Source organism: Halorubrum salinarum, from assembly GCF_013267195.1.
Taxonomy (GTDB): Archaea; Halobacteriota; Halobacteria; order Halobacteriales; family Haloferacaceae; genus Halorubrum; species Halorubrum salinarum.
In genome coordinates, this window is the sequence record NZ_CP053941.1 from 1,989,359 (window position 1) to 2,011,609 (window position 22,251).

The 22,251-nt window shown below is 72.0% G+C and carries 25 protein-coding genes and 1 tRNA gene; 14 read left to right on the forward strand and 12 right to left on the reverse strand.

What is annotated here, in order from left to right; genetic code table 11:
- Positions 1-89: 89 nt before the first annotated feature.
- Both HPS36_RS10135 and HPS36_RS10140 read left to right on the forward strand, forming a co-directional pair.
- The gene (locus tag HPS36_RS10135; RefSeq protein ID WP_173230049.1) at positions 90-1,136 is read left to right on the forward strand and encodes a phosphoribosylaminoimidazolesuccinocarboxamide synthase; all 1,047 of its coding nucleotides are present in this window, start codon (positions 90-92) and stop codon (positions 1,134-1,136) included.
- 93 nt (positions 1,137-1,229) lie between these two features.
- Complete coding sequence (locus HPS36_RS10140; protein WP_173230050.1) at positions 1,230-1,946, forward strand: DUF47 domain-containing protein; 717 nt, start codon at positions 1,230-1,232, stop codon at positions 1,944-1,946.
- Positions 1,947-1,956: 10 nt separating this feature from the next.
- On the opposite strand, the gene HPS36_RS10145 is transcribed toward HPS36_RS10140, so the two are convergent.
- Entirely contained in the window at positions 1,957-4,677 is a 2,721-nt protein-coding gene (locus tag HPS36_RS10145) for an AAA domain-containing protein (RefSeq protein WP_173230051.1), read from the reverse strand.
- Positions 4,678-4,798: 121 nt separating this feature from the next.
- Here HPS36_RS10145 and HPS36_RS10150 point away from each other — a divergent pair, with 121 nt between their 5' ends.
- Positions 4,799-5,350: a hypothetical protein gene (locus HPS36_RS10150; protein ID WP_173230052.1), complete on the forward strand. Its 552-nt coding sequence runs from the start codon at positions 4,799-4,801 to the stop codon at positions 5,348-5,350.
- An 83-nt stretch (positions 5,351-5,433) separates the two neighbouring features.
- Positions 5,434-5,601 carry a hypothetical protein gene (locus HPS36_RS10155; RefSeq protein WP_173230053.1) on the forward strand — a complete coding sequence of 56 codons (168 nt, stop codon included), beginning with the start codon at positions 5,434-5,436 and terminating at the stop codon, positions 5,599-5,601.
- 37 nt (positions 5,602-5,638) lie between these two features.
- Here HPS36_RS10155 and HPS36_RS10160 read toward each other — a convergent pair whose 3' ends face one another.
- From HPS36_RS10160 to HPS36_RS10185, 6 genes are all read right to left on the reverse strand, one after another.
- Positions 5,639-6,037, reverse strand: a complete 399-nt coding sequence (locus tag HPS36_RS10160; protein WP_121562718.1) for a hypothetical protein — start codon at positions 6,035-6,037, stop codon at positions 5,639-5,641.
- A 70-nt stretch (positions 6,038-6,107) separates the two neighbouring features.
- Positions 6,108-7,283, reverse strand: a complete 1,176-nt coding sequence (locus HPS36_RS10165) for a DUF7118 family protein (RefSeq protein ID WP_173230054.1) — start codon at positions 7,281-7,283, stop codon at positions 6,108-6,110.
- 3 nt (positions 7,284-7,286) lie between these two features.
- Positions 7,287-7,670 carry a phosphoribosyl-AMP cyclohydrolase gene (gene hisI / locus HPS36_RS10170; protein WP_137717812.1) on the reverse strand — a complete coding sequence of 128 codons (384 nt, stop codon included), beginning with the start codon at positions 7,668-7,670 and terminating at the stop codon, positions 7,287-7,289.
- Positions 7,671-7,748: 78 nt separating this feature from the next.
- Complete coding sequence (locus tag HPS36_RS10175; RefSeq protein WP_173230055.1) at positions 7,749-8,234, reverse strand: GNAT family N-acetyltransferase; 486 nt, start codon at positions 8,232-8,234, stop codon at positions 7,749-7,751.
- 1 nt (position 8,235) lies between these two features.
- A complete protein-coding gene (locus tag HPS36_RS10180) occupies positions 8,236-9,570 on the reverse strand; it encodes a DUF92 domain-containing protein (protein WP_173230056.1) in 1,335 nt (444 codons plus the stop codon).
- A gap of 274 nt (positions 9,571-9,844) precedes the next feature.
- On the reverse strand, positions 9,845-10,624 hold the full coding sequence (locus tag HPS36_RS10185; protein ID WP_173230057.1) for an HAD-IIA family hydrolase: 780 nt from the start codon (positions 10,622-10,624) through the stop codon (positions 9,845-9,847).
- Positions 10,625-10,773: 149 nt separating this feature from the next.
- Between HPS36_RS10185 and HPS36_RS10190 the strand changes: the two genes are divergently transcribed.
- From HPS36_RS10190 to HPS36_RS10205, 4 genes are all read left to right on the forward strand, one after another.
- A complete protein-coding gene (locus HPS36_RS10190) occupies positions 10,774-11,547 on the forward strand; it encodes a GTP cyclohydrolase III (RefSeq protein ID WP_121562712.1) in 774 nt (257 codons plus the stop codon).
- Between the two features lie 98 nt (positions 11,548-11,645).
- Positions 11,646-11,885: a hypothetical protein gene (locus tag HPS36_RS10195; RefSeq protein ID WP_049931624.1), complete on the forward strand. Its 240-nt coding sequence runs from the start codon at positions 11,646-11,648 to the stop codon at positions 11,883-11,885.
- Between the two features lie 156 nt (positions 11,886-12,041).
- Complete coding sequence (locus HPS36_RS10200) at positions 12,042-12,953, forward strand: 1,4-dihydroxy-2-naphthoyl-CoA synthase (protein ID WP_173230058.1); 912 nt, start codon at positions 12,042-12,044, stop codon at positions 12,951-12,953.
- 90 nt (positions 12,954-13,043) lie between these two features.
- Entirely contained in the window at positions 13,044-13,487 is a 444-nt protein-coding gene (locus tag HPS36_RS10205; RefSeq protein ID WP_121562710.1) for a CBS domain-containing protein, read from the forward strand.
- Positions 13,488-13,509: 22 nt separating this feature from the next.
- On the opposite strand, the gene HPS36_RS10210 is transcribed toward HPS36_RS10205, so the two are convergent.
- Entirely contained in the window at positions 13,510-15,798 is a 2,289-nt protein-coding gene (locus HPS36_RS10210; RefSeq protein ID WP_173230059.1) for a nitric-oxide reductase large subunit, read from the reverse strand.
- A 241-nt stretch (positions 15,799-16,039) separates the two neighbouring features.
- Between HPS36_RS10210 and HPS36_RS10215 the strand changes: the two genes are divergently transcribed.
- Both HPS36_RS10215 and HPS36_RS10220 read left to right on the forward strand, forming a co-directional pair.
- Positions 16,040-16,492: a MoaD/ThiS family protein gene (locus HPS36_RS10215; RefSeq protein WP_137717805.1), complete on the forward strand. Its 453-nt coding sequence runs from the start codon at positions 16,040-16,042 to the stop codon at positions 16,490-16,492.
- A gap of 57 nt (positions 16,493-16,549) precedes the next feature.
- Positions 16,550-16,768, forward strand: coding sequence for a hypothetical protein (locus HPS36_RS10220; RefSeq protein WP_173230060.1), 219 nt, complete (start codon positions 16,550-16,552; stop codon positions 16,766-16,768).
- A 272-nt stretch (positions 16,769-17,040) separates the two neighbouring features.
- Here the strand turns inward: HPS36_RS10220 and HPS36_RS10225 are convergent.
- From HPS36_RS10225 to HPS36_RS10240, 4 genes are all read right to left on the reverse strand, one after another.
- Positions 17,041-17,125, reverse strand: a tRNA-Leu gene (locus HPS36_RS10225).
- 45 nt (positions 17,126-17,170) lie between these two features.
- A complete protein-coding gene (locus tag HPS36_RS10230; RefSeq protein WP_137717803.1) occupies positions 17,171-17,527 on the reverse strand; it encodes a ferredoxin in 357 nt (118 codons plus the stop codon).
- A gap of 72 nt (positions 17,528-17,599) precedes the next feature.
- Complete coding sequence (locus HPS36_RS10235; RefSeq protein ID WP_173230061.1) at positions 17,600-17,839, reverse strand: DUF7508 domain-containing protein; 240 nt, start codon at positions 17,837-17,839, stop codon at positions 17,600-17,602.
- 19 nt (positions 17,840-17,858) lie between these two features.
- Positions 17,859-18,317: a DUF5796 family protein gene (locus tag HPS36_RS10240; protein ID WP_121562704.1), complete on the reverse strand. Its 459-nt coding sequence runs from the start codon at positions 18,315-18,317 to the stop codon at positions 17,859-17,861.
- 158 nt (positions 18,318-18,475) lie between these two features.
- On the opposite strand from HPS36_RS10240, the gene HPS36_RS10245 reads away from it, so the two are divergent.
- From HPS36_RS10245 to HPS36_RS10265, 4 genes are all read left to right on the forward strand, one after another.
- Positions 18,476-19,831: a hypothetical protein gene (locus HPS36_RS10245; RefSeq protein ID WP_173230062.1), complete on the forward strand. Its 1,356-nt coding sequence runs from the start codon at positions 18,476-18,478 to the stop codon at positions 19,829-19,831.
- Positions 19,828-20,289, forward strand: coding sequence for a hypothetical protein (locus HPS36_RS10250; RefSeq protein WP_173230063.1), 462 nt, complete (start codon positions 19,828-19,830; stop codon positions 20,287-20,289). Before HPS36_RS10245 ends, HPS36_RS10250 begins: the two co-directional genes overlap by 4 nt.
- A 731-nt stretch (positions 20,290-21,020) precedes the next feature.
- The gene (locus HPS36_RS10260) at positions 21,021-21,914 is read left to right on the forward strand and encodes a shikimate kinase (protein ID WP_173230809.1); all 894 of its coding nucleotides are present in this window, start codon (positions 21,021-21,023) and stop codon (positions 21,912-21,914) included.
- 39 nt (positions 21,915-21,953) lie between these two features.
- Positions 21,954-22,247 carry a chorismate mutase gene (locus HPS36_RS10265; protein WP_173230064.1) on the forward strand — a complete coding sequence of 98 codons (294 nt, stop codon included), beginning with the start codon at positions 21,954-21,956 and terminating at the stop codon, positions 22,245-22,247.
- Positions 22,248-22,251 lie beyond the last annotated feature (4 nt).

Here is a 22,251-nt window from a genome sequence, read left to right on the forward strand (position 1 = left end):
TCCGCAGTCGTGGATCGAAACTTGTCGAGACGACCCGAGGTGACCACGTAACTGAAACCTTCTTGTGGGAGGCGGTCGCGGTATGCGGCATGACGAGCGTCAAGGAGTTCCGCGTCGACGAGCCGGCGACCGCCGACGGGCTCGGCCGGGGTCGGTTCGTCTTCACGGACGCCTACTCGGTGTTCGACTGGGGGCAGATGCCCGACGCGATCCCGAACAAGGGCGCGAGCCTCTGCGCGATGGGCGCGTTCAACTTCGAACTGCTGGAGCGCGAGGGGGTCCCGACCCACTACCGAGGGGTCGCGGACCCCGACTCCGGCGAGGTCGTCCCGCTCGACGAGGCGGCCGCCCCGCCGACGGAGATGGCCATCGACCTGACGCAGGTACCCGACCTCCCGTACGAGGGGCCCCACGCCGGCTACGACTACGACGCCTTCCACGCCGCGGGCGGGGAGAACTACCTCGTTCCCTTGGAGGTCGTCTTCCGCAACCGCGTCCCGGTCGGGTCCAGCCTGCGGCGCCGCAGAGAGCCCGCCGACTTCGGGCTCGACGACCTCGCCGGCGCCGACGGCGAGTGGCCCGACGAGCCGGTCGACCTCCCCGAGCCGGTCGTGGAGTTCTCGACGAAGTACGAGCAGCAGGACCGCTACCTGACCCGCGCGGAGGCCGACGAGGTCGCGGGCGTCGCCGACGTCGACGCCCTCGAATCGCTCGCGCGCGACGTGAACCGCGTCGTCACCGACCGCGCCGAGGCGGCGGGCTTCGTCCACGAGGACGGCAAGATCGAGTGCCTCTACGTCGACGGTGAGCTCCGCGTCGCCGACGTGGTCGGCACCTTCGACGAGAACCGGTTCTCCTACGGCGGCCGCGGCATCTCGAAGGAGGTCGTCCGCCAGTGGTACAAGGCGAACGACCCCGACTGGGTCGCGGCCGTGAAGGAAGCGAAGGAGTCGGTCGCGGGCCGCGAGACGGACGACTGGCGCGAGCTCTGCGACGAGTCTCCCGACCCACTCCCTCCCGCGGTTGTCGAGGCGGTCTCCGACCTGTACGCGGCCGGGACGAACGCCTACACCGGCCGCGAGTGGTTCGACGCGCCCGTCGTCGAGGCCGCGCTCGACGCGGCCGAGGGCCTGTAACGTCAGGGGGGTCGCCGGGAAGCGAGGGGCGGACCCTCACCATCGATCGGACGCGAGGGAACCTCTTTATCGCCGACGCGCGTGGATGGAGACATGTCCACCGAGGCCGACTTCGGGGAGCGGTTGGAGACCCAGACCGCGGCGTACCTCGACCGGATCGACGACTGCGTCGTCCTCCTGCCGCGCGTCCTCGACGAGTACGCCGACGAGGGTGCCTACCGGGACACTGTCGACGAGATAGCCGCCGTCGAAAGCGAGTGCGACGACCTCGTCCGCGAGGTTCGGGCGCTCATCACTGATGCGGGGCCGGACGACATCGGACTGTTGAACACGCGGATCAACTTCAACGAGTCCGCCCTGCTCGACTTCTACAACGAGCTGGACGTGGTCGCGAACCACACCGAACGGATCGCTCAGGAGGTGGCGATGATGCGCCCCGACGCGAGCGTCGAGCCGTTCGCCGACATGCGCGAGATGGCGGACCGGATCGCCGAGATGGTCGCGGTCCTCGGCGACGTGGTCGAGGGGTTCGTCAGGGGGCTCACGCGCGCCGACGGAACGGAGACGTTGGCCGATGGAATCGAGGCGATCCGCGGCCTAGAAAGCGAGTGCGACGACCTCCGTAACGACGCGATCGAGACCGCGTTCGCCGACGAGACGATCGATCAGCCCCTCGTCTACCGCGAGCTCGCGATCCTGCTGGACGAGCTCGCCAACGCCGTCGAGGACCTCACCGATCGGATCGTCGTTATCGCGAGCAAGGAGCCGGGAATCGTGGCCGAGTCGGCGCCGGACGCGGACGGAGACTGAATACCTCCCGTCAGCGCCGCGCCCAGTCGAGCATGCGCTCGTAGAAGGGGTCGGAGGCGAGCGCGTCCGCGTCGCCGACGATCGTCAGCTGCTTTTTCGCCCGAGTGAGCGCCACGTTGACGCGGCGGTGGTCCTCGAAGATGGGCCCGTCGAGGTCGCCGGTGGCGACGAAGGAGACGAGGATGACCTCCTTCGAGGAGCCCTGGAAGCGGTCGACGGTGTCGACCGTCACGTCGGTCCGGCGACCGATCTCGGCGACCTGCGCCCGGAACGGCGCGATCACGCCGATGTCGTCGGGGTCGACGCCGGCGGCGACGTAGGCGTCGACGACCGCGGCGACGCGCTCGGCCTCGCGGACGTTCCGGTTGCCGTCGCGCTCCCCGTCCGGGTCGACGAACCCCACGCCGCCGGTCAGGTCGGGCGCGAGCGCGTCGGGGTCGACGCCGAGGTCCGCGAGCGTCTGCCCGGCGACCTCGGGCGTGGCGGGCCGGAGCGCGCCGTCGTAGAACTCCGCCGAGGCGAACGCCTGGATGCGCTGGCTCATCCGGTACTGGCGGTCGAGCATGACGCTCGCGTCCGGGTACGTCTCGATGAGGCGCTGGAAGAGGGAGGTCTTGAGGTCGTTCTCCGCGCGGACGACCGGCGGGAGCTGCTCGTGGTCGCCGACGAGGACGAACCGGTCCGCGAGGGTGATCGCGGCGTGGGTCCCCGGCTCCGTGAGCTGGGAGGCCTCGTCGACGAGCGCCACGTCGAACTCGCACTCGCGCATGACGCGGGAGCCGCAGGCCGCGGTGGTGGCGGCGACGACCGGCGCGTCGCGCAGCTCGGCCGCCTTCGCGTTCGGCTCGCCGCGCTGGACCAGCCGCACGTCCTGCATGTCGCCGCGAACGCCCGTCTCGGTGCCGACCCTGAGCACGTCGTCGAACCCCTGGTCGCGGAGCGCCTCCAGCGCGTTGTCGACCGCGCGGTTCGTGAACGCGGAGAGCAGCACCCGGTTCCCCTCCGCGACGAGGGCGCGGATCGTCCGCGCGATAGTGTACGTCTTCCCGGTGCCGGGCGGCCCGTGGATCAGCGCCAGGTCCTCGGCGTCGACCGCGAGCTCGACCGCCTCGTTCTGGGCCGCGTTGTTGCCGATGTACGCCTCGGGCGCGTCCGGGTCGTCGGTCCCGGGGCTGCCCGGCGGTCGTTCGCTCGGGTCCCGGAACTCGGGCTCGCGGCGGCCGAACAGCACGTCCTTGCGGTCCGGTTCGCCCTTCAGGACCGCGTCGTGGAGCGCGGTGAGCGAGCGGTCGACCGATATCTCGGACGGGTACACGTCGAGCCGGCGCAGCTCGACCGGCTCGTCCGTCTCGACGACCACCTCGTCGCTCCCGAGCGACGTTATCCGGCCGAGCTCCGCGTGGCCGGAGACGGGGTCGCCGTCGCTCGCGAGCGCCACGTCGCCCTCGCGGAGCTTCGAGACCGCGTCGCCGGGCTTCCGGGCGCGGAGCTCCCAGCGGGCGTCGTCGATCTCCGTCCGCGCGACCGGTTCGAGGCCGATCAGCGCGCGGTCGTCCGCGGCGCGCTCTTCCGGGCTCTGCTCCCACAGCTTCCGGTACTCGGCGTGGGTCTCGCGGCGCTCCTCCTCTAAGGCGACGTAGAAGCGGTCGAAGTAGTCGCGCTCCGCGTCGGGGATCGGCGTCCCGATCTGCCCCGCCTTCGACTCCTGGTCGAGCCGGCCGGAGACCACCATACAGGCGTCCTGCTCGAAGCAGTAGCTGCACGTCGCGTCCGCCTCGTACCCCGTCGGCACCGTCGGGCGCTCGCCGGGGTCGTTGAGCGCGCGCCACTCCATCGCCGCGAGGGCGTTGCGCTCGCGCACGACGAACTCCAGGAAGCCGCGCCCGACCGTGAACTCCTTGGCGGGCGCGAGGTCGCCCGACGCCTCGTTGCGGTCGAGAGCGGTGTTCTTCGTGTACAGCAGCGTCCCGATGTCCGGGTCGACGCCGCGCTCGTCGAGCATGAGCGCGTAGCAGGCCGCCTGGACCTTGTCGTGGAAGCGCGGCTCCCGCTTGGTGTTCTTCCCGGTCTTCAGCTCGACGGGCGTGCCGCGCCGGAGCGCGTCCGCGCGCCCCTTCAGCCCGAAGGTGGGCGAGATGAGGCTGAACTCCGAGCGCCACGTGTCGTCGTCGGAGAGCGTCCCCTGCGCGAGCCACCCCTCGATCGCGGCGGCGTTGCGGCGCACCTCGTCTTCGACCTCCGCGGTCTCGTAGCCGAGGAGGCCGAGTTCGAGCCCCGCCTCCGCGACGCGGTCCGCGACGGAGGCCTCCAGCTCCATCCCGCGGAGCAGGTCGCCGAACACCTCGTGGACGATGGTCCCCTTGACCACCGGGTAGTTGAGCGGGATCCCGGAGAGCTTGTTCAGGTAGTACATCCGCGGGCACTGGACCCACGACCGGATCCCCGTCACGTCGACGAGGAAGTCGGGCTGGAGGACGACCCACGACTCGTCGGTCGTCGCGTACCCCGTCTCGCCGCGGTACTCGTCCTCCTCCGCGTCGGTGACGAGCAGCTCCATCCCCGGATCCGCGTGCTCGGCCGTCTCCGTCCACTTCCCCCACAGCGTCACGTCGACCGGGTCGCCCGCGCCGCGGTCCGGCCGGACCCGCACCTCGCGGAGGTCGCGCTCGCCGTACGACGTCGACACCGTCCGCGCCTCCCCGACGGAGACGATCGGCCCCCGAACGTTCACGCCCTCGCTCGGCGGCGGCGGCGAAAAACGCTGTCGGTGGTCGGCGCGCGTCGGCCGTCGCCCCCGCGTTCGCCCGGCACCGACACGCTCTTGCGCTCGGGACCCCCACGCATCCACCAGCATGCGCGTACGAGACTGGGACGACATCCTCGCGGACGTCGCGAGCGACTCGACCGACCCCGACGGCTGGCGCGCGGTCGCCGGCACCCGCCGCGGCGGCCTCGGCGAGGACCTCTACTTCGGCCACCCGAGCGTCGGCCTCTACCACCTGAAGACGTACGCGAAGAACCCTCGCGACCTCCGCGGCGTCGGCGCGCAGGTCGCCCGCAGCGTCGACGACGAACTCGACCCGCTCCTCCCGGACGCCGACAGCGACGGGCGGTTCGCGGTCCGGTCGGCCCCGGAAGACGAGGAACACGCCGGGGAGATGGCGACCCGGCTCACGGAGACGCTGCGGGTCCACGCGGAGGCGCCGACCGACCCCGACCACCTCTTCGAGGACGTGATGGAGGCCGTCGAGTCGCCCGCGTTCGGCCCGATGGAGTACGAGTTCGACGGCCGCCCGGACGAGCTCGACGAGCTCTCCGACACCTTCGAGGAGGCCGAGGAGCTGCTCACCAGCGAGCTCGACGACCTGATCGAGGACGACGACGTGGACCGCGGGTTCCACTGACCGGGGCGACTCCTCGGTCCGCGCGGACCGAGCCTGCCGACCACCGCCGTATCGGTTTTGTCGGTCCGCGGCAAATACCGGGTATGGGACTCAAAGAAGACACCGCGAACGGCGTAATCTCGCTCGGCATCGGCGTCGTCGTCACCTGGCTCACGGCCGGCGACGGCGACCACAGCACGACTGACCTCCTCGTCGCGGTCGCGATCAGCTCGTTCCTCTCGGGCTTCTTCACGAGCTACTTCGCGAAGTGACGCGCGGAGCGGTGAGGGCGAACCGGAACCGTCGCCCTCAGATCGCCGTCACCCACGCCCGGTACTCGGCGTCGAGCTCGTACACCTCGCGGAACGCGCGCTCGACGAACCCCGCGACGCGGTTCGCGTCCGACCGCGCGGTGACGACGGCGTTCGTCCCCTCGGCCTCCTCCGGACTGACGAGCTCGTCGATCCGGAACTCCGGGAACTCCGAGATCAGGTCCTTCAGGCGCTCTAGCTCCTCGTCGGTACAGTCCATGATGAGCTCCGTCCCCGCGAGCTGGATCCACGGCGGCACCTCGCCGCCCTCGGTGTCGTCGCTGTCGGGGTCGACGTCGACGGTCATCACGTCGCCGGAGCGCGCGCGGTGCGCGGCCGCGGCGTCGGCGAACAGCTTCAGCCGCTCGTCCTCGCTCGCGGCGTCGAATCTGGTCATACGGCCGTTCGGCCGCGACGGGGCTTAAAAATCCGTACTCCGCGACCGCGAGGGCTCTGCCCGTCCCCGATCACTCCCGCTCCGTCTCCGCCAGCACGTCCTCGACGGTCGACAGCGTCCGCTCGGCCTCGTCGAGCCGCGCCCCGGCCTCCCCCTCCTCGATCAGGGCCAGGTCCTCGTCGTCGAGTTCGTGTCGGACCTCGGCCGCGCGCCGGAGCCGCTCGTACTCCTCGCTCCGCGCCAGCTCGCGGACGGAGCGCAGGGTGGCGACCGCCTCGTCGTCCGCGATCCGCCCGACGAGCGGCACCAGCTCGTCGATCTCGTAAGCGAGCTCGTCGCCGGGCTTCGGCGGCCAGTCGAGGGTCAGCGGCTCGCCGTCGAGGCGTTCGAGGTACGTCCGGTGGACCGCGACCGCGGTGCGGAGCGCGCCCGGGTCGTCGACGTAGTGCTCCAGCTTGGAGTTCGTGTAGTCGGCGTACTCCAGCAGCGTCGCGGGCGGCTCCTCGCCGGCCGCGTGCGTCTCGACGTACTCCGCGAGGTCCGTCGGCGGCACGTCGACGTCGACGAACGGCGTCCCGTCGGCGCGGTCGAGGAAGTCGAACACCTCGCGGGCGGACGCCGTCTTGAAGAACTCCTCGAACGCCGCCCGGACCGCCTCGTCGTACGCCTCGATCGGCTCGCGGAGGCGGTCGAGGTCCGCGTCGAGGTCGGCGTCGGCCATCTCCGCGACCTCGCGGAGCCCGTCGAGCCGCGCGTCGAGGCGCTTGCGGGCCTCGCGGGCCGCCTTCCGGGCCGCCCGGTAGTCGTCGACCGCGTCGTCGTACGCCTCCAGGAGGTCGACGAACTCCCCGGCCGGATCCAGCGCCTCGCGGGCGGCCGCGAAGTCCTCCTCGGAGAGTCGGCGCTTGTCGACCGCCTCGTCGGCCGCGTCGAACGCTTCCGCGGCCGGGAGGTCGTCGTCGACATCGACCGCGTCGTCGAACTCGCCGCGGAACCGGACGTACGACTCGAAGTCGCCGGAGCCGACCGCGTCCTCCTCGAACCGGTCGAGGATCCGGTGCGCGTGCCGGTACGCGTCGGCCGCCCCCTCGACGCGCTCGCGGCCGTAGTCGCCGATCCGCGACTCGATCCGCCGGAGCTCGTCGTAGCGCTCGCGGAGGCGCGCGGCCGCCTCGCCCGCCTCGGCGACCGGGTCGCCCCCCTCGCCCTCGGTCCGTCCCGCGGTCCCGCCGGCGCTCCCGGACATCGGTCAGTACACCTCGTCCGGGTCGAAGACGCGCTCGCCGACGTGCTCGCCGTCTATCGTCCGGTGGAAGCACGACCGGTGGCCGGTGTGGCAGGCGCCGCCCGCCTGGTCGACGAGGTACAGGAGTGTGTCCGCGTCGCAGTCGACCCGGACCTCCCGGACCGACTGGGTGTGGCCGGAAGTGGCGCCCTTGTGCCACAGCTCCTCGCGGGACCGGGAGTAGTAGTGGGCCTCGCCGGTCTCGCGGGTGCGCGCCAGCGCCTCGGGCGAGACGTACGCGAGCATCAGCACCTCGCCGGAGTCGGCGTCCTGGGCGACCGCCGGCACCAGCCCGTCCTCGCCGAAGTCGACGTCGATCGGCTCGGCCTCCGCGTCGGCGTCACTCATGTCCGTCCGGAGGCGTGGCGCTCGAATAGTCCTTGTGCCTGCGGTCACCGCGCGGGAGCCGCCGTCCGGCGGTCCGGGCTACCCCTGCCGCAGCACGAGCGCGTCCCCGTCGGCGTACGCGTCCGGCCGCCGCTCGACGACCTCGAAGCCGAGCGAGTCGTACAGCGCGAGCGCGGCGTCGTTGTCCGGGTGCGCCTGGAGCGTCACCGGCCCGTCGGCGTCCGCTATCGCCGCCCGCAGGAGCCCGCTGGCGCGCCCCTCCCGGCGGAACCCGGGCGCGACGACGAGCTCGGCGAGGTGAACGCCGGGCCGGTTCGGCGCGTCGACCGGGAGCAGGTAGCCGACCACGCGGCCGTCCGCGACGGTCACCCGGGCGGCGCCGACCGCCAGGCCGTACTCCAGCAGGTCCGGGCTCGGCTGCCGGAGGTGCGACTGGAGCTCGCGGATCCGGTCGGCGTCCGCGGTCCGCCCCGGCCGGACCCTTGGGTCCGGGCCGTCGCGGTCGCCGTCGTCGCCGCCGTCGCGCTCGTCTCCGCCGGGGCCGGCGGCGTTCTCGCCCGCCATCTCACGCGGCCCCCCAGAGCGCGACGGCGACGGCCGCGCCGGCCAGCGTCGCGAGGAAGTTCACGGTCTGGTTCCCGATCCGGTCGCCCTCTATCAGCGCGCCGAGGAGGCTGTCGACGGTCATGCCGGCGACGCCCGCGGCGACGACCGCGCCGCCCGCCGCGACCCCGCCCGGGGTCACCGGGTCGAGGACCGGCGCCCCGGCGGCGGCGAGGAGGCCGACGAGCAGCGCGCCGGCGAGGCCCGCCAACTCGCCCTGCCAGGTGACCGCGCCGTCGGTGCCGGGCTCGACGCGGCGGAGCGTCGTCACCAGCCGCGGGCCGTCGAAGAGGCCGCCGATCTCAGAGGAGAGCGTGTCGGCCATCGCGGTCGCCGTCGCGCCCGCGAACGCGAAGCCGAGCGGCGCGGCCGGGACCGCGAGGTGCGGCGCGGCCGCGTAGCCCACCACCGCCGCGAGCGCGACCGCGGAGTTCGCCAGCACGTTGCCGGTGCCGCGGGCGCCCTCGTTCTCCTGGGCGACGCCCCGGGCGGCCTTCTCGTCGAACCGGTACTTCGAGGCGAGGCCGCCGACCGCGTAGAAGGCCATCAGCGTCGCGAACCACCCCACGCCGCCGAGGACGACCGCGAGCAGCGCCGAGACGACGCCGGTGAGCATCCCGGCCACCGAGGCGGTGCCGATGGCGAACGAGACGTAGCCGAGCGCGCCGGTCACCGGGAGGGCGACGAGGATGAGCGCGACGCTGACGGTCGGCTCCAGCGCGAGGAACCCCCACGTCACGAACGCGACGAGGATCGTCGTGATGTGCGCGTCCCGCGAGAACACGAGCGACCGGACCAGCGCGGCCGTGAGCGCGGCCGCCGCCGCGAGGAAGAGGAGGAGGGGGACCGTTGCGCCGTCGACGGGGGCGCCGGTCTGGAGCCGCACCCCCACCTGGCCGACGAGCGCGGCGGCCGTTCCGGCGACGACGTAGCCGGCGACGAGCGGGAACTCGTCGGTCGTCCGCCGCGAGACGAGCGTCCGTCCGAGGCGGCCGACGCCGACCGCGAGCGTCGCGGCCGCGAACGCCTCGTACGGCAGCGGGGCGCGCGGCAGCGACGCGAACAGCGCGAGGCCCGCGCCGGCGAGCGCGAAGGAGACGAGCCCGTACAGCCGCTCCGCCTCGCGGTCGCCGGGCAGCGCGAGCGTCTCGAACCACTCGCCGTCGCGGACCCCGAAGAAGGCCGCGCCGGCGACGGCGAAGAAGGGGACGGCGGCGGCGGTGTCGAGCGCCGGTGCGAGGACCGCAATGGCGGCCACCGCGGCGAAGATACTCGCGCGTCGGAGCCTCCGTATCACACCATTGGCTACCCCCGACGACCACTTAACGGTCCCGACAGCCGTCGGGCGGTCGCTCGGGGCCCCCTCCCGCCGCGACGCCGCGCTCAGTACCGGTACTCGTTGAACTGGACTGCGTGTCCCTCCAGCACGCGGACGGACTCCTCGGGGTCCTCCTCGTCGTCGGCGGTCCGGTCCTCGTGTGAGTCAACCACTCTCATATGCGAGCGGGGCGCTCGCCGGTACATAACTGTTTCCCACGCGGTGAACGTTATCACCCTTCGCGACGCGGCGCTCAGCCGAGTACGCGGTCGATCTGGCCGAGGTGATCGATCACGTGGTCCGGGTCGATGTCCGAGGCCGCGAGGGCGGCCTCGTCGGTGACGCCCGACCGGACGAGGACGGTCGTCATCCCCGCGCGCTCGCCGAGCGCGATGTCCGTGTCGAGCCGGTCGCCGACGACGAGACACTCCTCGGGGGGGTACGGGAGCCGCTCGCGGACCATCTCGATGGCGGTGTCGGAGGGCTTGCCGAGGACGGCGTCGGGCTCGCGCTCCGCGACGCCCGCTATCGCGTTGATCACGGCCCCGGAGCCGGGCACGTCGCGCTCGGGCGCGGGGATCACCACGTCGGGGTCGGTGCCGATGAACGGGATGTCGCGCTCCAAGGCCCACAGCGCGGTACAGAGGTCGTCGTAGTCGAACCCGCGGTCGATGGAGGCGACCAGGGCGTCGGCGGCGTCGACCTCGTCGGTCGTCGAGAGGCCGGCGGCCGCGAACTGGTCGAGCAGCCCCGACTCGCCGATACAGAGGAGGTCGGCGTCGGCGTGGCGCTCTCGGAGGTACCGCGTGGTCACGCTGCCGGCGGTGAACACCCGGTCGGCGTCCACGTCGTACCCCGCCACCCCGAGGCGGTCGACGTACGCCGGGGGCGCCTTCGTCGGGTTGTTCGAGACGAACAGCGTCTCGACTCCCGCCTCGCGGAGCCGGCGGTACCCCGCCGGGGCGCCCGGGATCGGATCGTCGCCGCGCACGACCGTGCCGTCGACGTCGACGACGGCGCCGCTGAATTCCATGTCGAGGGTGGGAGCGCCACGGCCGTAGGGGTTGCGCCCGAATTCGCTGCGTCTCGCGCCGCCCGCCGCACCGATCACGGACTCGGTACCGGTCCCACCTTCGGGATAACGGAAGGGTAAAGCGGCCGCGTTCCGTATCGATGGTCACTGTGACGACGACCCAGGTGACCCTCGTCCAGATCGACAACTACGGGCCGTGGACGACGACGCCGGAGCCGCGCCGGGAGATGGACCTCCAGACGCTCCAGTCGCGGCTCTACGCCGACGTCGCCCAGTTCCTCGGCCACCGCGACGCCTACGTCTTCTTCACCCGCTTCGACAACATGATCGCGGTGACGAACGGCGTCGACGGCGCGGCCCACGCGACCCTCCAGGAGTCGATCGGCAACCGCTACCCGGTCACCGTGAGCCTCGGGACCGCCGTCGCCGAGCGCCCCGTCGACGCGCTCGAGGCGGCGAACCGGCGACTTCAGACCGCGGGCAGCGCCCAGGACGAGAGCCGGACCGAGGTGCTCGCCGGCGAGTACCTCTCGGAGACGAACCGGTCGGACCTCCAGGTCGCGCACTTCGACGTGATCAACGCGACCGGTAAGTACACCGACCAGCTCAACGAGTTCGACACGTTCATCAACATCGAACGGGCGTACGGTTCGCTGATGCGCCACCTCCGCGAGGCGCACGGCGCGCTCTCCTTCTTCGTCGGCGGCGACAACGTCGTCGCGGTCTGCCCCGACCTCCCCGAGTCGGCGTTCTCGTCGGCGGTCGCCCACGTCGAGGACGACGTCGACATCGAGCTACAGGTCGGCGTGGGGCGCGGCGCGTCCGCCCACGAGGCCGGCTTCGCGGCCAAACACGCCCTCGAAGACTGCCGGCACGACGGGACGAACGTCGAGCTGTTCGGCGCGCCCGCTGTCAGCGACTGATCGGCCCGCCGAGCGGTCGTTCTCCGCTCCCACGAGGAATCAAATATGATAATTCCGGTGCGAGGTTTTTATACACCGCTCCAATAGCTCCGGTTAGCATGTCAGAGGAGATAGTGTTCGTCTGTACGGCGGACGGCTGTGACGAGGGCCCGTGGGAGGGCTCGCACGACGCGATGGCGCACTGCTCCGAGCACCCGGACCACGGGTACACGGGGATGCCGCGGTCCGAGATCGACCCGAGCCGCGAGGTGATCCCCGCGACCGCGACGCGGAAGCGCGACAACCGCAACCTCCAGCACAAAGGGCACCCGAAGGGCGCGTACGCGCAGAACGACTGACACGTCCCGACGGGCGGGCCGCGGTCCCGGCGTCCGTCCCGGATTCTGGCAGCGGCTCCCCGTCGTCGCCGCGGCGCGCGAGGAATCGCCTCTCTGACGGACCCTTCTCCATCCGATCCGGCGCCGTTTATGAGCGCTCCGGACGTACGGGTTCGCATGGTCTCGGAGATCTTCGATCCCGACGCGTGGGAGCCCGTCACCGACGAGTTCGACGACATCACCTACCACCGCGCCGTCGACGTCCCCGCGGTCCGGATCGCCTTCGACCGCCCCGCGGTCCGCAACGCCTTCCGGCCCGGGACGGTCGACGAGCTGTACGCCGCGCTCGACCACGCGCGCAAGCAGGCCGACGTGGGAACCGTCCTCCTCACCGGGAACGGCCCCTCGGAGAAGGACGGCGGCTGGGCGTTCTGTTCCGGCGGCGACCAGTCCGTCCGGGGCGGCTCCGGCTACGAGTACCGCGACGACGACGAGGCGGGCGACGACGACGACGACCTCGTCCGCGAGGCGCGGGCGGGCCGGCTCCACATCCTCGAAGTCCAGCGGCTGATCCGGTTCATGCCGAAGCCCGTGGTCGCGGTCGTCCCCGGCTGGGCGGTCGGCGGCGGCCACTCGCTGCACGTCGTCTGCGACATGACCCTCGCCAGCGAGGAGCACGCGCAGTTCCTCCAGACCGACCCCGACGTGGGGTCGTTCGACGGCGGGTTCGGCTCCGCGTACCTCGCGAAGCAGATCGGACAGAAGAAGGCCCGCGAGGTGTTCTTCCGCGGCAAGACCTACTCCGCCGCGGAGGCCGCGGACATGGGCATGGTCAACGAGGTCGTCCCGCACGAGGAGTTGGAGGACGTGGCCTTGAAGTGGGCCGACGAGATGACCCGGAAGTCGCCGACCGCGATGCGGATGCTGAAGTACGCGTTCAACATGGCCGACGACGGGATGGTCGGCCAGCAGGTGTTCGCGGGCGAGGCGACGCGGCTCGCGTACATGACGGAGGAGGCGCAGGAGGGCCGCGACGCCTTCCTTGAGGGCCGCGAGCCGCGGTTCCGCGACTACCCCTGGCACTACTGACGGGGGCGCCGAGACGCGGCCGCTCGCGCGAGGGCCCTCGGAGCGGTCGCCCCAGTCACCTACAAGTACCCCGCCGCGGTACCGCTACCCATGCTGGTCGAGGAGGTGATGACGACGGACCTCGTGACCTGTGACGTCGGCGCCACGGTCCGGGACGCCACGGAGTCGATGCTCCGCAACCGGATCGGCAGCGTCGTCGTCACGGACGGCGGGACGCCCGCCGGGATCCTCACCGAGAGCGACGTCCTCCACGCCGGGTACGTCACCGACGACCCATTGTCTGCGATCCCGGTTCGGCAGGCCGCGAGCGCCCCGCTCGTCACCGTTCGGCCGAGCGCGACCCTCCGGAGCGCGACCGAGCGCATGCGCTCGGAGGGCGTCAAGAAGCTCGTCGTCGTCGACGGCGTGACGCCCGAGGGGATCGTCACCACGCAGGACATCGTCGACAACTACGCCGGGATCCGCCGGGAGGTCCGCGACCTCGCGACGGACGCGACCGGGTGGTCGGAGCGGTCCGACCGGCTCCGCGACTGAGGGGCGCCCGCTCAAGTGCCCCTCAGTCGTCGTCGCCGACGATCCCCTCCGCGACCGCCATGTCATCGACCGCGGGGTCGTCCTCCGACGCGCGGAGGACGAACCGCTTGCGGATCAGGTCGGCGACGTAGATGGCCGTCCCGGCGATGATCAGCGTGTCGCCGGGGAGCCGCGCCCAGAACAGCGTCTGGACGAGGTCGCGCTCGTAGAAGCCGAGGCTGCGGGCCGCGGCGTAGCTCTCGGTGAACGCGACGTCGAGCTGGAGGAAGCCGACGGGCAGCACCGAGACGAACACCATCAGCGCGAGCCCGACGTTCCAGCACCAGAACGACGCGCGGAGCCACGAGGCGTCCCAGCGGTCGGGGTCGATCGACAGCTGGAGCATGTACGTCACCATGCCGAGCGCGAGGAACCCGAACGCGCCGAACATCGCGGCGTGCGCGTGCCCGACCGTGAGGTAGGTGCCGTGCTCGTAGTAGTTGATCAGCGGGAGGTTGATGAAGAAGCCGAGGACGCCCGCCCCGACGAAGTTCCAGACCCCGCTGGCGACGATGAACATGAATGGCAGTTTGTACGGGAAGCCGGTCTCGCTCATCGCGCGGTACTGCCCGATGGCCTCGTAGAGGATGAAGATCAGCGGGAGCAGCTCCAGCGTCGAGAAGACGCTGCCGATCGGCACCCAGTAGTCGGGCATCCCGATCCACCAGTAGTGGTGCGAGACGCCGATGACGCCGGTGCCCATCACCAAGAGCGCCTGGAGCATGACCGCCTTCTCCGCGCTGCGGCGCGAGAGCAGGTTCATCGAGACGAGGGTGAGCCCGATGATGGCGACGATGAAGAACTCGAAGGCGCCCTCGACCCACATGTGGACGACCCACCAGCGCCAGAACTCCGTGACGGCGATGTTGGTCAACGGCGTGAACATGAAGCCGGCGACGAACAGCAGGGTGATCGACCCGCCCGCGTAGAGGATCATGTGCGCGAGCCCGTAGATCGGCTCGCGGTCGAGCAGCGGCTTGAGGCCGCGGATCGCGAGGACCGCCCAGAGGACGAACCCGGCGAGCAGGCCGACCTGCCACACCTTCCCGACCTCGAGGTACTCGAGCCCCTCGTTGCCGAGCAGCCACCAGAGCTCGCCCGGGAGGTAGCCGTTCGCGCCGAGCCAGATGCCGCCCATGCCGCCGACCACGACGACGACGAGCGCGCCGAGCAGGACGCTCACGTACGTCCCCTGCCGCTTCGGCTCGTGGCCGGTGAGCAGCGGCGGGAGGAAGAGCCCGGCGCCGAGCCACGTCGACGCGATCCATAAGATTCCGAGGTCGATGTGCCACGTCTTCGCGATGGAGAAGGGGAGCAGCTGGAGGATGTGGACCCCGAAGATCTGTTCGATCCCGAAGAAGCCGGCCCGTTCGATGTAGAAGTGCGCGAGCAGGCCGCCCAGGAGTACCTGCGCGAGGAACAGCCCCGCCGCAATGGGGATGAACCGGAGGGCGGCGCGCTGGCTGGGGAAGACGCTCACGTCGCCCGGCTCGGGGACCGAGATCCCCTCCGCAGACGGCTCGGGCAACTTCACCGACTTGTACAGCAGGATCGCCGCGCCCGCGGCGCCGACGAGCAGCACCATGGCGATGACGCTCCAGATCATCGCCGACCCGGTGGCGTCGTTGCCGGCGCCCGGCGCGTACGGCCACTCGTTGGTGTACGAGTGGTCGGCGTTCGGGCGGTCGGTGTGCGAGAACCACGCGGTCCACAGCGCGAAGTCGGCGAAGTCCTCCGCCCCCTCCGCGGACTCGATCATCCCGACCGGGACGCCGCGGTCGCGGTCGCCCTCGTGGTAGCGCTCGACGTACGTCTCGCGCACCCGCTCGTGGGCGTACAGCTCCGCGGCGGAGTACTCCACCACGTCGCCGCCGTCGTGCGACGCGTCCAGCTCCTCGCGCACGAGCGCGTCGACCCGCGACCGCTCGCCGGCGTCGAGCGACTCGTACGCCGCGCCGTACTCGGCGTCGGCGTAGTACTCGCGCATGTACCGCGTCTTCAGCTCCAGCGTCTCGGCGGTGTAGTCCTCGCCGTAGTACGCCCCGTTGCCGAGGATCGACCCGTGGTTCATCAGCCCGTACTGCTGGAATGCCGCCTTGCCGTCCTGGACCTCGGTCGCCGTGACGACCGTCTCGCCGTCGGGCCCGACGACCTCGTCGGGTATCGGCGGCGCCTCCTGGTACGCGAACCACGCCCCGGCGCCCATCACGGCGAGGTTCAACAGGAACGCCGCGACGATCACCTTCGCTATCGTCTTTCTCGTGAGTCGCATGGGCGAGCGTACCGTCGGAACCCCCTATGCGGTTAGCGGCAACATGTTCGGTCGCGTTCCCGACGCCCGGAACCGCCGCAGTCGGGCGGTTTCAGACGCGTTCCCGGGCGCATCGCGAAACGCCCGGCCGCGCTCCGCACGTTCGAGGGGCGCAGCCGGCCGACTCCGCTCACCGACGGGCCGGACGCCCGCGAACATGTTTGCGACCCGTCTTACCCGGCCCCGCGGCGTATCGTCGATCATGTCCCAGACCACCGAGACGGCGGAGTCGCCCCCGACCGACGCGGACGCGAGCGGCGCGGACGGGGCGGCGGCGACGGCGACCGAGGCGGAGACGACCGTCACCGTGCGGTGTACCGGCCACGTGCGCACCGAACTCGACGTGTACGAGTTCGAGTACACCTTCGCGGGCGACACGCTCCGCGCGTTCTTAGACGAGCTGTTCGAGGAGTACCCCCAGCTTCAGGACATGCTGATCGCCGAGACGGAGGAGGACGCGACCCACAGCGGCTGGGCGCCCGCGCCCGACGAGCTGCCGGGCACGTGGACGAAGAACCCGGTCGGCGAGCAGACGACGACCTACGCCCGGATCCTCGTCAACGGCCACTTCAACGAGAACGAGAACGGCTTCGACACGAAGCTTGAAGAGGGCGACCGCGTCGCCTTAGTGTACCCGTTCATGTTCTGCTGTTAGCTCGCCGCCCCGGCCGCCGTCGGTGCGCTTTTTCCGGGGGCGCCGTTATCCGGGCCCATGTACGCGGCCCTCTACCGACTCGGAATCGGTGCGTACCTGCTGTGGCTCCTGTTGACCGTCCTGCTAATTCTCGGGCGATACACCCCGGTGCCGTCCTTTCAGGCCGTTCACCTCGGCGTCGTCGCCGGCGCCGCCGTCCTGACGCTGATCGGCGCCGCGCGACTGCTTCGGAAGGGGTACGGCCGCGCGACGCGACTGCTCAACGAACGGTCGTGAGCCGGCGTCGCGCTCTCGGCGCAGGAATGCGGGGGACGGGATTCGAACCTCACTCACTCCGCTCGCTGCGCTCGCTCCGTTCCCTGATTCGAGTCCCTTCCAGTCAGAGACGCGGCGCTCACACATCGTGAGCGCCGCGATATGCGGGGGAAGGGATTCGAACCACGGTCGCTCCCGTTCGCTCGCCGCGAGGCGGCTCGCTCACCTCCCGCTCCCTAGTTCGAATCCCTATTGTCCGATTGCTGCTGCTCGCAGGGTGCTCGCAGCAGCAATGCGGGGGAAGGGATTCGAACCCTCGAACCTCTACAGGAGCGGATCTTAAGTCCGCCGCTTTTGGCCAGGCTCAGCCACCCCCGCGCGGATTCGGCTACCGGCGGCGCGGTAAAACCCCTTTCGGAACGCCTACCAGTCGACCGAGAGCGTCCCGTCGCCGTGCGGGTCCGGCGCGATCTCCTCGTCGGTCCGGCGGTCGACGACGTGGATCACGCCCGCGTCCTTCTTCGCGGGACACGCCTCGGCCGCGCGGACGTTCTCCTCCAGGTCCTCCTCGCCGATGTAGTACGCCTCCGGCTTCGCCATCCCGCTCACCACGTCCATTACCCAGTTGTCGGCGACCTCGGCGCACTTGCCCGCCCCGAAGCACTTGTTCGCCTCGAAGACGATCTTGTACGGCTTCTCGTCGATCGGCGGGCCCTCGCCGCCGATGTCGCTGGCGCGGAGCACCTCGTCGCCGCCGTCGGTCTCGACGTCGTCGCTCATGTCCCTCCCTCGGCGGTCGCGGGCCTTTCGTCTGTCGGTCGTTCCCGCTCGCTCGGACCGAGGCGGCGGCCGTCAGCCCTCCGTGTGGTCCGCGAGCAGTCGCTCGGCGTGGTCGGGCGAGTCGGCCAGCTCCCACCGGACCTTCGCGGCGTCGCCGTACGCCAGCGCCTCCTTCAGCTCGTCGCGGAGGACGCCGGTGCCGAACCCGACCGTGTCGCCGTCGGCGTCGCCGAGCTCGTACAGCGCGTAGCGGCTCGGCGCGCTCCCGACGGTCGAGCGGTCGAGGTCGCGCCAGGGCTTCGCGAGGCTCACGGCGTCGCCCTCGCCCCCGTCACCGGTGCGCGTCGAGGCCGTCCTCGGGTCCCTCGACGATCTCGTAGCTCCCCTCGGTCCAGCCGTCCTCGACGAAGACGAACACGCGACCGCCGGCGATCTCGGGGTCGGCGACGACCTCGTTGCGCTGTCCCTCGCGGCCGACGATCACGCCGGGGAACACCTCGTCGCGCTCGCCGTCCTCGACGATGACGCGGCCGACGCCGGACTCCTCCAATATCTCGTCGTCGGTCTTGTAGTCGTTCACGTACGTCATCACGCCCTCCGTCTCCGTGGGGTCGGTGACGAGGACGTGGGTCTCCTTGCCGGGGCCGGCGGTCACAGACCCCTCGGCCGACTCGGGGACGCCCCGGTAGAGGGTCGTCCGGCCGTCGAGGTACTCGACGACGACGCCCTCCTCGCGGAGGTCGACGCCGATCGAGGTCGGCGGCACGTCGCTGCGTGATGGCGCGGACATACGCGACGCTCGGAGTGCCGGCCTCAAAAGGGACGCGCTCGGGCCTCGCGCCGACGCGCGCCCGGCGACGAGCCGCCCCGAACGCCGCGCGGCGGGGCGGCCTCAGCCGCGAGAATCGGCGTACCACATTTAAGTTCCTGCCGCGGGGAGTGCGTGGCATGCAACGGACGCGACGGGCGCTTCTCGGGGTCGGCGCCGCCCTCGCCGGGACCGCCGGGTGTCTCGGCGTCGAGGGCGTCGAGTACCCCGACGCCGCCGCGGGCGCTGGCGCGCCGGGCGACGAGGGCGACCCCGACGGCGACCCGCCCGAAGACGGCCCTCCCGACGACCCGCCCGAGCAGACCGACGGCGACCCGCCGGACGCCAACGCCGCGCTGGCGGCGGCGACGCGCGCGGTCGTCGACGACGCGGTGTGGTTCGCGACCGAGTACCCGGCGGCGGTCGCGACCTACCGCGACGCGATAGCCGACGCGGTCGCGACGGTCTGGTCGGTCCGCGCGACCGTCGACGAGGAGGCGGCCATCGAGAGCGAACAGGTCGACGCGGTCGCGGCCGCGGGCGAGACCGCCGCCGACCGCGCGGCCGAGGCGCTCGAACCGCACTTCTCGCCCGGCCCGCGGATCCGCGCCCGCGTCGAGCGACACGTCGGCGTCCTGCGGGAGTTCGCGCCGCGAAACGACGTCGACCGCGCGCTGGAGGAGCTCGACCGCATGCGCCGCGACCTCGCGAGCGTCGGGACCTCCATCTACGTCGAGGAGGAGTTCTCTCGGGACCCGATCTACAACCGGCTGTTCCGCCGACTGCTGGCGCCGCTCCCGCCCGAGGACCCCGAGCGCGGCCGCGTCACCGGCGGCACGCTCGTCGAGCTCGCCGTCGCGAGCCGCGACTTCTCGACGTTCGCGCACCGCCCGTACGACCGCGACGGGGTCGACCGCGACCGGATCCCGCGCATCTACGGCGACGCGTTCGACTCCGAGCGGCAGCGGGAGCTCCGCGCCCGGCTCGGCCCGATCCCGCAGTCGGAGGACCGCGTCGAGGAGCTGTTCGTCGCGTACGCGCGGCGGCCGCCGCTGGGGACCCGCCAGCGGGAGGCGTTCGAGGGCTGGCCCCGCGAACTCGACGGCGTCCCGGTCCACGTCCAGCGATACCCGGACGCCGAGACCGCCGAGGCGCGGCTCTCGACGGCCCTCGACGAGGGGGCGACCGAGGGCCGCGCGCCGGTCGACCCCGAGGCGACGCTCGCCGGGTCCGACTTCAGCGGGAACGCGTCCGAGGGCGGAAACGCCACCGACGCCGACGGCGGGACCGACGACGGCCCGACGGCCTGGCACCGCTTCTACCACCGCGAGGCGGAGGGCGAGCGGTACGGCTTCGACGAGCACGCCGGCGTCCAGTACGGCTACCTCGTCCGGGCGGGCGAGTTCCTGCTCGCGACCGGCTTCTCGGGCGACGCGTGGGAGGAGCGGACCGGGTGGCACGGCCGCCTGCGGCACGGGTGGGTGACCGGCGCGTGAACGCGAACCAGATCGGTCTCGTCGCCGCGGCGTTCGCCCTAGTCGGCGCCGGCGTCGGCATCGTCGGCGCGGCCGCGACGGGCTGGGCGGAGGCGGCGCTCGCGACCGCCGCGACCGGCGAGACGGCGCGGTTCGGCCCGGTGTTCGTCGCGCAGTCGTACCTCGCCGCGACCGCGACCGTCCTCGTCTCCGCCGTCCCGCTGGCCGGCGTCCTCGGCGTCCTCGTCGGCTCGCGCGCCCGCGGCGTCGGCTCCGCGGCGACGACCTGCGGGCTCGGGACGGGCCTCGGCGCGCTGGCGTACGGGCTGATCGCGGTCACGGTGATCGTGGCCTCGCAGGGCGACGCCGCCGCGCAGGCGCACGGCCTCGTCGACGCCGTCGTCCCGACGCTCGCGACCGCGTTCGTCGCCGGCGCCGTCGGCGCGTCGACCGGCGTCCTCGGGACGGTGATGCGATGACCGCCGACCGAAGTCGGCACGGCCCCGGTGACGGCGACGGCAACCGTCAGGACAGACCCATCCGACGCGCGTCGCGGCGAGGCGTCCTCGCGGTCGGCGCCGCCGGGCTCCTGGCCGGCTGCCTCGTCACGTCGGAGGAGGAGGGCTCGGACGCCCGGCAGACGGGCGACGGTGCGAACGGGAGCGACGCCGACGGCGACGGCAGCGGGAGCGGGTCCGGCGGCGATAGCGACGGAAGCGACGGGGACGAGTCCGAGGGCGAGTCGACCCCGGACGAGGTCGGTCCCGACGGCTCCGGGCTCGTCGTCACCGACGTGACGGTCCGCGACGTGACGGAAGGCGGCGGGTGGACCAGAGTTCGGGCCCGCCTGACCGTCCGGAACGCCGGCCGGTTCGAGTACGGGACTGTCGAGTTCCGCGCCGACGCGTACGCCGTCAGACCGGGCACGGACGAGCGCGAGGCGGTCGGCTTCGGCTACGTCACGCGCCGCTTCTCCCCGGACGACCGGTTTGGGGAGGGCCGCTCGCGCTCGTTCGACGTGACGATCCGCTTCGAGAGCGACGGGACGCCGGTCCGTCCCGAGCGCGACCGGTACGCCGTCGACGCGGCGGTGCGGCGCGCGGAGCCGCTCTGGCGCGACCTCGATCGGGGCCGCGCTTCCGGTCCGCCCCCGGCAGAGAGACTCGCCGTGATCGCTACCTCTTTGTCCGCGGTCGCGAGCCGTGAACCCATGGAGGGACAGGCGGCGGCGCTCGGCGCCGGGACCGTGTTGAACGCGCTCGCGACCGGCACGGGCGCGGCGTTCGGCCTCGACGTCGAGACGCGCGCGACGGTCGAGCTGGACCCCGCGGCCGACGGCGTCGAGGGCGAGATAGCCGAGGACGCCGCCGCCGACACCGACCTGATCGAGCGCTGCGTCGCGCTCGCGACCGACCGCTGGGGCGACGGCGAGGGCGGCCGCGTCCGGACCGACAGCGACGTGCCGCTGGCGGCGGGCCTGAAGAGCTCCAGCGCGGCCGCCAACGCGGCCGTCCTCGCGACCTGCGACGCGCTCGGGCTCGCGGTCGGCGACGACCCGGACGACCCCGCGGTCGAGGTCACCCGCCTCGCGGCCTGCCGGCTCGGCGTGCGCGCGGCCCGCGAGGCCGGCGTCACGGTCACGGGCGCGTTCGACGACGCGACCGCGTCGATGCTCGGCGGCGTCACCGTCACCGACAACGGCGCCGACGAGCTGCGCCGCCGCGAGGCGGTCGACTGGGACGCCCTCGTCTGGACCCCGCCCGAGCGGGCCTACTCGGCCGACGCCGATGTGGCGCGCTGCGAGGCCGTCGCGCCGATGGCCGACCTCGTCGCCGACCTCGCGCTCGACGGCCGGTACGGCGAGGCGATGACGGTGAACGGGCTGGCGTTCTCGGCCGCGCTCGGCTTCGACGCCGACCCCGCGGTCGAGGCGATGCCGCACGCCACGGCGGTGTCGCTGTCGGGGACCGGCCCGAGCGTCGTCGCCGTCGCGGACCCCGCCGACCCCGAGACCGACCTCGACGCGGTCGCCGACGCCTGGGCCGAGCGCCCCGGAACCCTGCGACGAACTGCGACCAGAAACGACGGCGCGGCCGTCGAGTGAGCGCCCGAGACCACCACCGACAGACCCCACTACCTACCAATGAGCGACACACCGAACTCCGAGGACCGAAGCCTCGACGAACTGCGACGCGAGATCGAGGACATCGACCGCGAGATAGTCGAGCTGATCGCCCGCCGGACGTACGTCGCGGACACGGTCGCGGCCGTGAAGGAGGAGCGCGACCTCCCCACCACCGACGAGGGGCAGGAAGAGCGCGTGATGGAGCGCGCCGGCGAGAACGCCGAGCGCTTCGACGTGGACGCCAACCTCGTGAAGGCCATCTTCCGACTGCTGATCGAGTTGAACAAGGTCGAGCAGCGGGAGAATCGGTGAGCGC

Bases quoted from the DNA above. Each gene is read 5' to 3' on its own strand.
- hisI (WP_137717812.1), bottom strand. From the start codon at position 7,670: ATGAGTGACGCCGACGCGGAGGCCGAGCCGATCGACGTCGACTTCGGC.
- HPS36_RS10175 (WP_173230055.1), bottom strand. From the start codon at position 8,234: ATGGCGGGCGAGAACGCCGCCGGCCCCGGCGGAGACGAGCGCGACGGC.
- HPS36_RS10245 (WP_173230062.1), top strand. From the start codon at position 18,476: ATGCAACGGACGCGACGGGCGCTTCTCGGGGTCGGCGCCGCCCTCGCC.
- HPS36_RS10140 (WP_173230050.1), top strand. From the start codon at position 1,230: ATGTCCACCGAGGCCGACTTCGGGGAGCGGTTGGAGACCCAGACCGCG.
- HPS36_RS10195 (WP_049931624.1), top strand. From the start codon at position 11,646: ATGTCAGAGGAGATAGTGTTCGTCTGTACGGCGGACGGCTGTGACGAG.
- HPS36_RS10215 (WP_137717805.1), top strand. From the start codon at position 16,040: ATGTCCCAGACCACCGAGACGGCGGAGTCGCCCCCGACCGACGCGGAC.
- HPS36_RS10240 (WP_121562704.1), bottom strand. From the start codon at position 18,317: ATGTCCGCGCCATCACGCAGCGACGTGCCGCCGACCTCGATCGGCGTC.
- HPS36_RS10230 (WP_137717803.1), bottom strand. From the start codon at position 17,527: ATGAGCGACGACGTCGAGACCGACGGCGGCGACGAGGTGCTCCGCGCC.
- HPS36_RS10210 (WP_173230059.1), bottom strand. From the start codon at position 15,798: ATGCGACTCACGAGAAAGACGATAGCGAAGGTGATCGTCGCGGCGTTC.
- HPS36_RS10135 (WP_173230049.1), top strand. From the start codon at position 90: ATGACGAGCGTCAAGGAGTTCCGCGTCGACGAGCCGGCGACCGCCGAC.
- HPS36_RS10150 (WP_173230052.1), top strand. From the start codon at position 4,799: ATGCGCGTACGAGACTGGGACGACATCCTCGCGGACGTCGCGAGCGAC.
- HPS36_RS10160 (WP_121562718.1), bottom strand. From the start codon at position 6,037: ATGACCAGATTCGACGCCGCGAGCGAGGACGAGCGGCTGAAGCTGTTC.
- HPS36_RS10220 (WP_173230060.1), top strand. From the start codon at position 16,550: ATGTACGCGGCCCTCTACCGACTCGGAATCGGTGCGTACCTGCTGTGG.
- HPS36_RS10265 (WP_173230064.1), top strand. From the start codon at position 21,954: ATGAGCGACACACCGAACTCCGAGGACCGAAGCCTCGACGAACTGCGA.
- HPS36_RS10185 (WP_173230057.1), bottom strand. From the start codon at position 10,624: ATGGAATTCAGCGGCGCCGTCGTCGACGTCGACGGCACGGTCGTGCGC.
- HPS36_RS10200 (WP_173230058.1), top strand. From the start codon at position 12,042: ATGGTCTCGGAGATCTTCGATCCCGACGCGTGGGAGCCCGTCACCGAC.
- HPS36_RS10205 (WP_121562710.1), top strand. From the start codon at position 13,044: ATGCTGGTCGAGGAGGTGATGACGACGGACCTCGTGACCTGTGACGTC.
- HPS36_RS10155 (WP_173230053.1), top strand. From the start codon at position 5,434: ATGGGACTCAAAGAAGACACCGCGAACGGCGTAATCTCGCTCGGCATC.
- HPS36_RS10165 (WP_173230054.1), bottom strand. From the start codon at position 7,283: ATGTCCGGGAGCGCCGGCGGGACCGCGGGACGGACCGAGGGCGAGGGG.
- HPS36_RS10260 (WP_173230809.1), top strand. From the start codon at position 21,021: ATGGAGGGACAGGCGGCGGCGCTCGGCGCCGGGACCGTGTTGAACGCG.